This window comes from Protofrankia symbiont of Coriaria ruscifolia (assembly GCF_900634745.1).
Taxonomy (GTDB): domain Bacteria; phylum Actinomycetota; class Actinomycetes; order Frankiales; family Frankiaceae; genus Protofrankia; species Protofrankia californiensis.
In genome coordinates, this window is record NZ_CAAAFR010000192.1 from 1 (window position 1) to 9,398 (window position 9,398).

Annotated in this window: 7 protein-coding genes and 2 pseudogenes; 6 read left to right on the top strand and 3 right to left on the bottom strand. The window is 67.0% G+C overall.

The window, feature by feature from the left end:
- From CV1CTNOD_RS22415 to CV1CTNOD_RS22430, 4 genes are all read left to right on the top strand, one after another.
- A partial coding sequence (locus CV1CTNOD_RS22415; RefSeq protein WP_278043972.1) for a 3-oxoacyl-[acyl-carrier-protein] synthase III C-terminal domain-containing protein occupies positions 1 to 633 on the top strand: 633 nt, incomplete at its 5' end.
- Positions 634 to 816: 183 nt separating this feature from the next.
- The gene (locus CV1CTNOD_RS22420) at positions 817 to 2,589 is read left to right on the top strand and encodes a bifunctional 3-(3-hydroxy-phenyl)propionate/3-hydroxycinnamic acid hydroxylase (protein ID WP_131787937.1); all 1,773 of its coding nucleotides are present in this window, start codon (positions 817 to 819) and stop codon (positions 2,587 to 2,589) included.
- Between the two features lie 479 nt (positions 2,590 to 3,068).
- Entirely contained in the window at positions 3,069 to 4,496 is a 1,428-nt protein-coding gene (locus tag CV1CTNOD_RS22425) for a cytochrome P450 (protein ID WP_131787938.1), read from the top strand.
- Between the two features lie 283 nt (positions 4,497 to 4,779).
- On the top strand, positions 4,780 to 5,100 hold the full coding sequence (locus CV1CTNOD_RS22430) for a hypothetical protein (protein WP_131787939.1): 321 nt from the start codon (positions 4,780 to 4,782) through the stop codon (positions 5,098 to 5,100).
- Positions 5,101 to 5,238: 138 nt separating this feature from the next.
- Here CV1CTNOD_RS22430 and CV1CTNOD_RS27100 read toward each other — a convergent pair whose 3' ends face one another.
- The 3 genes and pseudogenes from CV1CTNOD_RS27100 to CV1CTNOD_RS22440 all read right to left on the bottom strand — a co-directional run bounded on the left by CV1CTNOD_RS27100 (position 5,239) and on the right by CV1CTNOD_RS22440 (position 6,893).
- Positions 5,239 to 5,808, bottom strand: coding sequence for a zinc-binding dehydrogenase (locus tag CV1CTNOD_RS27100; protein ID WP_242606934.1), 570 nt, complete (start codon positions 5,806 to 5,808; stop codon positions 5,239 to 5,241).
- Positions 5,809 to 5,902: 94 nt separating this feature from the next.
- Positions 5,903 to 6,133 (bottom strand): annotated as a pseudogene (locus CV1CTNOD_RS27105) (alcohol dehydrogenase catalytic domain-containing protein); the annotation flags it as partial.
- Between the two features lie 94 nt (positions 6,134 to 6,227).
- Complete coding sequence (locus tag CV1CTNOD_RS22440) at positions 6,228 to 6,893, bottom strand: TetR/AcrR family transcriptional regulator (protein WP_131787940.1); 666 nt, start codon at positions 6,891 to 6,893, stop codon at positions 6,228 to 6,230.
- A gap of 226 nt (positions 6,894 to 7,119) precedes the next feature.
- On the opposite strand from CV1CTNOD_RS22440, the pseudogene CV1CTNOD_RS22445 reads away from it, so the two are divergent.
- Positions 7,120 to 7,769 (top strand): annotated as a pseudogene (locus CV1CTNOD_RS22445) (NADPH-dependent F420 reductase).
- A 495-nt stretch (positions 7,770 to 8,264) separates the two neighbouring features.
- The coding region (locus CV1CTNOD_RS22450; RefSeq protein WP_131787941.1) for a PAS domain-containing protein at positions 8,265 to 9,398 on the top strand (1,134 nt) is incomplete at its 3' end.

Genomic DNA, 9,398 nt, shown 5'->3' on the forward strand with positions numbered 1-9,398 from the left:
GTCCACGGCAAACCCGCACTGCTGCTCTGCCTCGAACTCTCCAGCCTGCACGCCCAACCCAAATCACCCACACTGCACGCAGGCACCCCCACCATCGAGGACTTCGAACAGATCGTCGCGCACTCGCTGTTCGCCGACGGAGCCGCCGCCGTCGTGGTCGCACCCGCTCAGCACCCGACAGCCAGCGTGGCCACACAACTCGAGATCGTCGATGTCATGGCGAGTACCGACAGCAGTGTCAGCGAGTACATGGGCTGGTTCGTCACCGACCACGGATTCCGGATGCGACTGTCACCACAGGTCCCGGAAGTCCTGGAACGCCACGTCGCCGACCTCGTCACCAACCTCCTCACCACACACGGCTACACCAGCGACGACGTCGACGGCTGGGCCATACACCCCGGCGGTGCACGGATCCTGCGAGTCGTCGCGAAACAGCTCCAGCTCAGCGACGAGGCGATCGCCCCCTCCTACGACATCCTCCGGGAATACGGCAACTGCTCAAGTGCCACCGTGTTGATCATTCTGCAGCGGCTGCTCCAGACCCGCGAAATCCGACCGGGCAAAGTGGTGGTCGCCCTCGGATTCGGCCCCGGCCTGACACTGTTCGCCGCACTCCTGAAAGCCCACTGACATCTGAAGACCCACCGACGTCCGGTGACCCGCGCGACCGCGTCGACGTCTGCCGCACCCCCACGCGATACACGAGGTGCGTCGTCGAACGCGGCCGCGGCCACACCCGACCCGCACCCGCACCCGCAGTAAACCGACCGCGACCTGCACACGTCCCACCTGTAACGCCCGAAGGATGCCGGCATGCCGTCGCTTACCCCCCGAGAAATTCCCGTCGTCATCATCGGCGCCGGCCCCAGCGGCACAACGGCAGCCAACCTTCTCGGCCAACAGGGCATCCCCTGCCTCATCATCGAACGCCACCACGACATCTACCCGCTGCCCCGAGCCGTGCACCTCGACGACGAAACGTTGCGGATCATGCAATCAGGCGGCCTCGCCGACGACGTACGCGCCATCACCAGGCCGGCGCTGGGCATGCAGCTGCTGAACTCCGACCACCAGCCGTTCGCCCGCTTCCACCGTGACCCCACCGACGGCGGGCAGGGGCATCCCGGGGCCAACATGTTCGACCAGGCCACGTTGGAGGCAGTGCTGCGCAGGGGACTCGCCCGCTTCCCGCACGTCGACCTACGGTGCGGCGCCGAAGCCGTCATCGTCGAGACCGGGCACACCCACGGCCCCGCCCCCCTGCGCGTCACGATCCGCGACAGCATCTCCGGTCGACTCGAGCAGATCTGGACCCACGCCGTCCTCGGCTGCGACGGCGCTAACAGCAACACCCGCACAACCATCGGCACCACCATGGAAGACCTGCACTTCACCCAGTCCTGGCTCGTCATCGACGTGCACAGCGAGCAACTACTGGAGAACTGGGACGGCATCCACCAGGTGTGCGACCCGCACCGCGCCGCCACATACATGCGGATCGGCCCGCAACGCTACCGCTGGGAGTTCCAGATACGGGCCGGCGAATCCGCCCACGAACTGTCACGAACCGAGGTCGTCCACCAGCTCGTCGCCCCCTGGCTCGGCAGCGTCGACCCGCAGCAACTCACCGTCTTGCGCCAAACCTCCTACACGTTCCACGCACTCATCGCCCGGCGCTGGCGCCGAGGCCGGATATTCCTCCTCGGCGATGCCGCCCATCAGACACCACCGTTTCTCGGTCAGGGACTGTGCGCCGGCATCCGCGATGCGGCGAACCTCACCTGGAAACTCGCTCTCGTCCTGGCCGGCCACGCCGACGAGCACCTCCTCGACAGCTACCAGGCCGAACGCCGGCCACACGCCCGCCAGATGGTTCGCACGGCGGTCCTCCTCGGCCGGACGATGACCAGCGGCGCAACTGCCACAGGCACAGCACGCCAAGCCCTGTTCGTACGGGCTACCGGCCTTTCCGCCTTCCAAAAGATCATGGACCGCTCGGTGAGCCCGCCGTTGCGCCCCGGCCCACTCGTCAGGCCGGTATCGCGGCTGTTGCCGGGCCGTCCGCAACCCGCCGGGCGGCTCTGCCCGCAGCCGCTGGTCCGCACCGCCGCCGACACCGCCACTGCCGCCGCCACCGAGATCCCGCTGGACGATCTGTTGGGAGACGGCTTCGCCGTCCTCGCCCGTTGCACCGACTGGATCTTCTCCTTCAACTGGGCCTCCGCCATCGACGAGGACGCCCGGGCCTTCTTCGCCCGGCTGCGCACCCGCTACATCGGCATCGTCCCTCTCTATTCCCCCCTGCCGGTGACATCGGACGACATAAAGATCATCCATGACACAAGCGGGACGCTCGGCCGCTGGCTGACCCGCCACCGTGCGTCCGCCGCGCTGCTACGGCCGGACCGCACTGTGTTCACCACCGCCCGCGCGGTCGATCTGACCCTGTGGCGCCGCGAACTCGAATCCGCGGGTGTGCGGGATGTACCTCAACTTCTCCGCTCGGCCGACTCGTGGCAGCAGCCACGGCAACCACTCGTCCATGGCACCGACCACGCGAGGTCACCACATCTGCACGTTGGCTAGAAGGTCGAAGGCAGCGCGATGATGTTTCTTTCGCGCGAGATTTTCACACCGTCCGCGGTGATGTGACATATAGGCACCATTGGTGCAGTCTCCCCGGTGTCCGGTGTCCACCATGCTCGGCGAGCATGGCGGTTCCGATCATTGATCGGTCTGATTGATCGGTCTGGACGCTTCAGCGCCGTCACCGCCGCTCCCCGCCCATCCCGGTAGGACCAAGGAGGGTGACCGGGGACATTTCACGCCCTGGCGCATGCTCCCAACCTGCCGGCCGGCAGGCCGAGTGCGGACGCCGCCGCCGGCGCATCCACATCTGAGCGCCCGTTGAGCAGGCGGGCGGGCGTAACCATCGGCGGATGGACGTGGCCGGTGTCTCCCACCGCACCGCTTAGATCGCGATTATCGTGAAGATCAGTCTGCCGGTCGTCCTGCTTGGTTGAGCGCTCCCGTGCCCCCGCCCGTGTTCCCGAGGAGGGTCCGCGATGACCGTTACCCCGCCCGCCACTGTCACGCCGGCGCCCGCGCCGATGCGCGCGAACGCCGTTCCAGGATCAGCCGGTGGCCTGCGCGCGGTGGGAAGGCTGCTGCGCGCCGATCCGCTCGCCGGCCTCATCCGCCTGCGCCAGACCCACGGCCCGATCGTGCAGCTGTCGTCCCGTCCACTGTCGGCGTTCCTCGTGGCGGACCCAGCCGCGATCGCCGACGTGCTGGTCGGGTCGAGTCGCGCCTACCGCAGGGGCTTTGTCCGTCGTGGTCTCGGTTCTCGTCAAACCGTGGTGCAGCCCCTCACCCTGGTACTCGGACAGGGCCTGCTGACCAGTTCCAGTGATCTACACCGCAGACAGCGGCGGCTCATGCAACCGCTGTTCCATCACCAGCGGATCTTCGAGTACGGCGAGACGTTCGTCGCGATTGCCGATGAGCGGACCAAGCGTTGGCGGGACGGGCAACGTCTCGACATGCACAACGAGATGATCGAGATGACGCTGGCGATGGTCACAAAAACCCTGTTCGACGTGGACGTCGACGCCGATGCCGACAGCAACATCGTGACCGTGATCCGGACCGCGATCAGCGAGAACACGGTGGCTGCCCGCAAGGCCCTGCACGCTGGTTTCGAACTGCTGGAGCAGCTGCCGCTGCCCTCGGTCCGGCGTCGGCGCAGCTCTCGTCAGGCCCTTGACCGGGTTGTCTACAACCTCATCGAACGCCGCCGTCGCGACGGGGCGGAAGGCGGGGACCTGCTGTCACTGCTGTTGTCCGCCCGTGATGCCGACACCGGGGACGGTATGGATGACACGCAGGTCCGCGACGAGGTCCTGACAATCATGCTCGCCGGTCACGAAACCACCGCCAACGCACTGACCTGGACCTTCCATCTCCTCGGCCGGCATCCCGAGGTGGCGGCAGCACTGCACGCCGAGCTCGACACCGTCCTGGCCGGCCGGTGCCCGACGGTCGCGGACCTACCCCACCTGCCGTTCACCGACGCGGTGTTCAAAGAATCGATGAGGCTCTATCCACCTGTGTGGGCGATGAGCCGGTATCTGGTGGAGGACCGCATCGTCGGCGGTTATCCGCTGCCCGCCGGTTCGACGCTGCTGCTGAGTCAGTGGGTCATCCACCGTGACGGAAAGTGGTGGCCGGAGCCGGAACGCTTCGACCCGAGCCGCTGGATCGGGGACCGGGTCGACCCCCACCGGCCCCGTTACGCCTACTTTCCCTTCGGGGGTGGTCCACATCAGTGCATCGGCAACAGCTTCGCCCAGACCGAAGGAGTGCTCGCTCTCGCCACGATCAGCCGCCGCTGGATGTTCGAGCCTGTCGCAGGCCTACAGATCACACCTGAGCCGCTGGTGACCCTGCGACCCCGTGACGGGCTGCCAATGACCATCCGTCGCCGCGACTGACAGTGCGCCCAGCTCGAAGCCCGACGACCAGCGCGGGAAACGCGCAAGCCAACGAAATACCCACGGACTACCGTTTCACCAGGACAGGCCGACGGAGCAGTCGTCCTCTTTTCCCAGCCAGCCAAAGGACGCACGATAATAACTCCCTTCGCGCGCCCGGAGGCCCTCAGAAGCATTGTGATGAAGCCGGCGCCACAGTACCCGGCCTTCGGATTCCTGTGCCCGCCGGCCGATCTACGCTTCTAAGAGGAACATCCACCACCCATATCCACTGGGGGTAAACATGACCGCCAGAACCCTGCGGCGTGCCACGGTCCTCATCGTCACCGGGCTGTTCGCTGTGCTCCTGGGCACGGCTCCCGCCGGTGCTCTCTCCCTGTCCACCAATACGTCTACCGATACCGGCATCAGCACCAGCACCAACTCCGGGACCAGCACAAGCACCGGGACCAGCACAAGCACCGGGATCGGCAGCAGAACCGCCGTCACCGTCGCCGATCCCGTGAGCGATCTCTCCGGCGCTGTCGATGGACTCTTTTTCGGCGCCGTCTCCCAGGCCGGGAACGCTGTTTCCGACGGATTTTCCAACGGGACTCAGCAATAAGAGCGGCGCGGAGAGCACCCGCCGGAACAGCGGATTCCGCATGCTGTTCCGGCGGGACGCGGCAGCAGGTCGTCACGGGCTCGTCGTCGCCTCGTGTGCCTGATCGGAGAACGGCTCGAATCGCCATCAGTCTGATCGTCAGCTGATCGTGAGCACGACCTTGCCACGAACGTGCCCACCCTGGACCTTCTGGTGCGCCCGGACAACTTCGTCGAGCGGGAATGTGGTGGTCGGCAGTCCCAGGACGCCCCGGGCGACAAGGTCGGCAAGGTCGGCAAGGTCGGCAAGGTCGGCAAGGTAACTGAGGGTCGTGGTGGACCGGCCACCGACCAGCCTGCGGATGCCGTACCTCTCGATGGCGGTGTCGACGTCCACCAGGGTTGCGACCCGGTCCCGGTCGGCCACGAGCTCCACGGAGACCTCCGTGGCGGGTCCGCCGACGGCGTCCAGGGCGGCCTGTACCCCGTTCAGGGCCATGGTGCGGACCCGATCCAGCAGGCCGTCGTCATAGCTGCCCGGGACGACCCCGAGCGAGCGCAGGTAGTCGTGGTTACCCGCGCTGGCAGTACCGATCACCGTGGCGCCTCGCAGCAGGGCGAGCTGGGACGCCACGGTGCCGACCCCACCGGCCGCCGCGTAGATCAGTAAGGTCTCCCCCGCGGTGACCCGCAGTTCCTCGAGGAAGCGGAAGGCACCCTGGCCCACCACGGACAGGCCGCCGGCGACCTCCCAGGCCCGGGGGCTTGGCGACGATCTGGTCGACGCCGACGACCACGACCTCGGCGTACCCCTGACCGAAGGTGAAGCCGATGATCTCGTCGCCGACCGTGAAGTCGGCGACGTCCGGTCCAACCTGGTCGATCACCCCGGCGAACTCGTTGCCGAGCCGCGCGGGAAAGGTGACCGGAAAGGCATCGGCGAGCTGACCACTACGGATCTTGGTATCCAGTGGGGCGACCCCGGCCGTCCGAACCCTGACCCGAACCTGGCTACTCTCCGCGGCCGGCTGGTCGATGTCGATCCGGTGCAGCACCTCGGGGCCGCCGTATTCGGAAAATGCGATGGCGATGGGCAACAGCGGGCTCCGTTCACCGGCTGAAAATCAGTACCGGAAGCGACCTGTTCGGTCATGGAGAATGGGGGGCGTCCTTTCTGAAAGTGGATTTCATGGCCTGCTCCATCTTTTTCCGATCGGTCGGCGGAGCCGCCAACCGACGCGCGTTCGAGGCGCGCAGGCCGTCCAGGATGATGCCGAGAAAACGCTGGGTCAGATCCGCCGCGGTCCCGCCCCTGGCGGAGCGCCGTTCCCGCAGCGCATGCAGCAGCACGACGATGTCGTCGGCATTGACGTCGCGGCGCAGACCGCCCTCGGCCTGCGCCCGGGTGACCAGGACGGTGATGGCTTCCCGGGCCCGCTTGCTGGTGGCCAGCACGTCCTCGGTGACCTCGAAGGTGCCGGCGAGCCGCGGGGAGCCATCGACGCCGGCCTCGACGCAGGACACGATGAAACCCTCGAAACCAGCCCACGGGTCTGGATCGGCCAGGCCTGCCTCAGCCGCCGCCCGGGTCTGTTCCATGTGGGCGAGGGACAGCGCCCGCATCAGGTCTTCCTTGCTCGGGTAGCGCCGGTACAACGTGCCCATGCCCACGCCGGCCCGCTCGGCGATGACCGAGATCGGCGCTCCTGGCCCCAGCTCGATGAAGACCTCGCGTGCCGTCACCAGGATCCGCTTGTCGTTACGGCTGGCGTCGGCTCGACGAGCCGGCGGTCGGCCCTCCCCGCCTGTTTCCACCCGGCGTGGCTAACACGGAACGGAGTGCTCCGTTCCGTTCCAGAATGATCAAATCATAACACACTGTCACGATCTGGATATTTAACCCATTCGAGGATGGCCAGCCGCAGATCGTTGCACCGACCGGATCCAGCCAGCTCATGATCATTATTGGTCACTTCCGGGGCCGGGCACGGACAGCCGTTCTCGGGAATGCCGACCGGAGAGCCGAGGGTTGGGGTCGGACATGACAACTGTTGGACTGATCGGTAGCGGAAGCATCGGCAGCACGGTGGCCGGGCTGGCTGTCACGGCCGGATACGACGTGGTCCTGAGCAACTCGCGGGGGCCCGAGACCCTGAAGGAACTGGTCGACGAACTGGGCCCGCATGCCCGCGCCGCGACCCCCGGCGAAGCCGGGGAAGCCGGGGACCTGGTGGTCGTGACGATTCCACTGAGGGCTTACCGCAGCGTGACGGGCAGATCCCCGAGTTGGACGACGAATCGACCACAGTCAGTGAACTCCTCCAGAGCCATCTGCCGACATCCAAGGTCGTCAAGGGGTTCAACAACATCTACTTCAAGCACCTGCTGTCACTGGCCCGGCCGGCCGGGGCGCCCGACCGCAGCGCTCTGCCGATCGCCGGGGACTACACGGATGCGAAAGCGACGGTGATCGCGTTCCTTGATGCAATCGGCTACGACGCCGTCGACGCCGGTCCGCTCTCCGAAGGGTGGCGTTTCCAGCGCGACACCACCGCCTACGCCACCCTGTACTTCGACCGGAGCCCGGATGCCGGGCAGGCCGGGGTCCCGGCGGGGGTGCCGGTTGACGCCGCCGCGGCCCGCACGGCTCTGGCTGCTGCCCGCCGCTACGCCGACACTGACGGAAACTGACGAAAACTGACCCGGACCGTGCGCCACCGGGAAGAGTCGGCTGGCTGCCCGGTGGCCACGTTCCACCGCCTGATCCACCGTCTGAGTCTCCTCCGCCTCGGGGTTCCTGACCATCACCTGCACGCACCGCAACAGCATGCACCGTCACTTTGCGACGGCACGGCTCCCGGTCACAACGGCACAGGTCCCCGGTCGCAACGAGCGGGGACCCCGCTCTCCCCACTCAGTGATCCACACCCCTGCTGCCGGGCGTCCCAATGTGTTTGCCGAAAGCGATCGGCCCTCGGCAGCGGTCGGGGTGTGACTGGAGAGCACCGTGCTGCCGAACGATGCGCCGAGCCGCACGACGATGCCGGTAGTACCGGTAATGCACGGAATCCCAGGCGGCCGGAACAGCCGAAGGGGTACAGACGCAAAACGAAAAGGTGAAGAAGAGATAAGTAATGTGTCACGATGCCGGTTCGTCCACGGCCTCACGGGGAAGGCGGGGGTGAGATGAACGGTGATAGACCGCGTAACGCCACGTCGGGTGACCGGCTCGGTGAGCTTTCTGTGGGGTACGCGGTAACGGCTGCTGTTGACGCGCACGGCATCGTGACCGCGTGGAGTGACGATGCGTGCCGGCTGCTGGGTTACGCACCGGCTGAGATCGTCGGAACGACAGCAGTTGATCTTCTTGTGGGGAAGGTACCGGGTCCGGCCCGGCGAGCCGTGGCGGACGGACAGGGCTGGAGCGGGTTGGTGACGGCACGTCACCGGGATGGTCATGGTCTGGCTGTGGGGGTGCGTGCGTACCCGTTGCTGGACGCCGGTGGGAAGGTCACCCAGTGGTTCGTGGCAGCGGTCACCGCACAGGACCCTCCGAAGGACACACAGGACCCGCACGAGGATGTGGATGATCTGGCCCTGCTGGACTGGGCGCTCACCCAGGCCCCGATCGGCCTGGCAATCACCGACACCGAGCAGCGGATCAGACGGCTGAACGCCGAAGTGGCCCGCATGCTCGGTAGCGCCGAGGACGACCTGCGCGGACGCCGGCTGATGGACGCCTTTCCCCACCCCGCCTACAACGAGGTACGGGAACATCTGCGTCAGGTGGTGGCGACCGGTGAGCCGGCCCACTACGAGACGTTCCGCCGGGCACAGGCCGAGTCCCGCAAACGCGCCTGGGCGGTCAGAACGTCACCGGTGCGGGATCCGGCCGGTCGGGTCCGGGGTGCGTTCACCGCGGCCCTCGACATCAGCGAGCAGTACTGGGCCCAGCAGCGCCTGACCCTGCTCAACGAAGCCAACACCGCCATCGGCAGCACCCTGGACGTGGAACGCACCGCCCAGGAACTGGCTGACATCGCCGTCCCCCGCTTCGCCGACTGGGCCAGCGTCGACCTCCTCGACACCGTCTACCGCGGCAACGAACCCGCCCCCGGCGGCATCACCAGTCCGGTGACACTCCGCTGTATCGGCCACAAATCCGCTCTCCCCGGCGAACCGGAAGCCCCTATCGTACTCGGCCAGATCGGCACTTATCCCCCGGACTCACCCATAGCCCGCGCCCTCTCCACCGGGCACGCCATCCACCACATCACCGCCCCCAACACCACCTCCTGGCACACCCCCATCCCCTCACAC

Coding starts and splice junctions, on each gene's coding strand:
- CV1CTNOD_RS22430 (WP_131787939.1), top strand. CDS start 4,780: ATGACCGCCAGAACCCTGCGGCGTGCCACGGTCCTCATCGTCACCGGG.
- CV1CTNOD_RS22420 (WP_131787937.1), top strand. CDS start 817: ATGCCGTCGCTTACCCCCCGAGAAATTCCCGTCGTCATCATCGGCGCC.
- CV1CTNOD_RS22425 (WP_131787938.1), top strand. CDS start 3,069: ATGACCGTTACCCCGCCCGCCACTGTCACGCCGGCGCCCGCGCCGATG.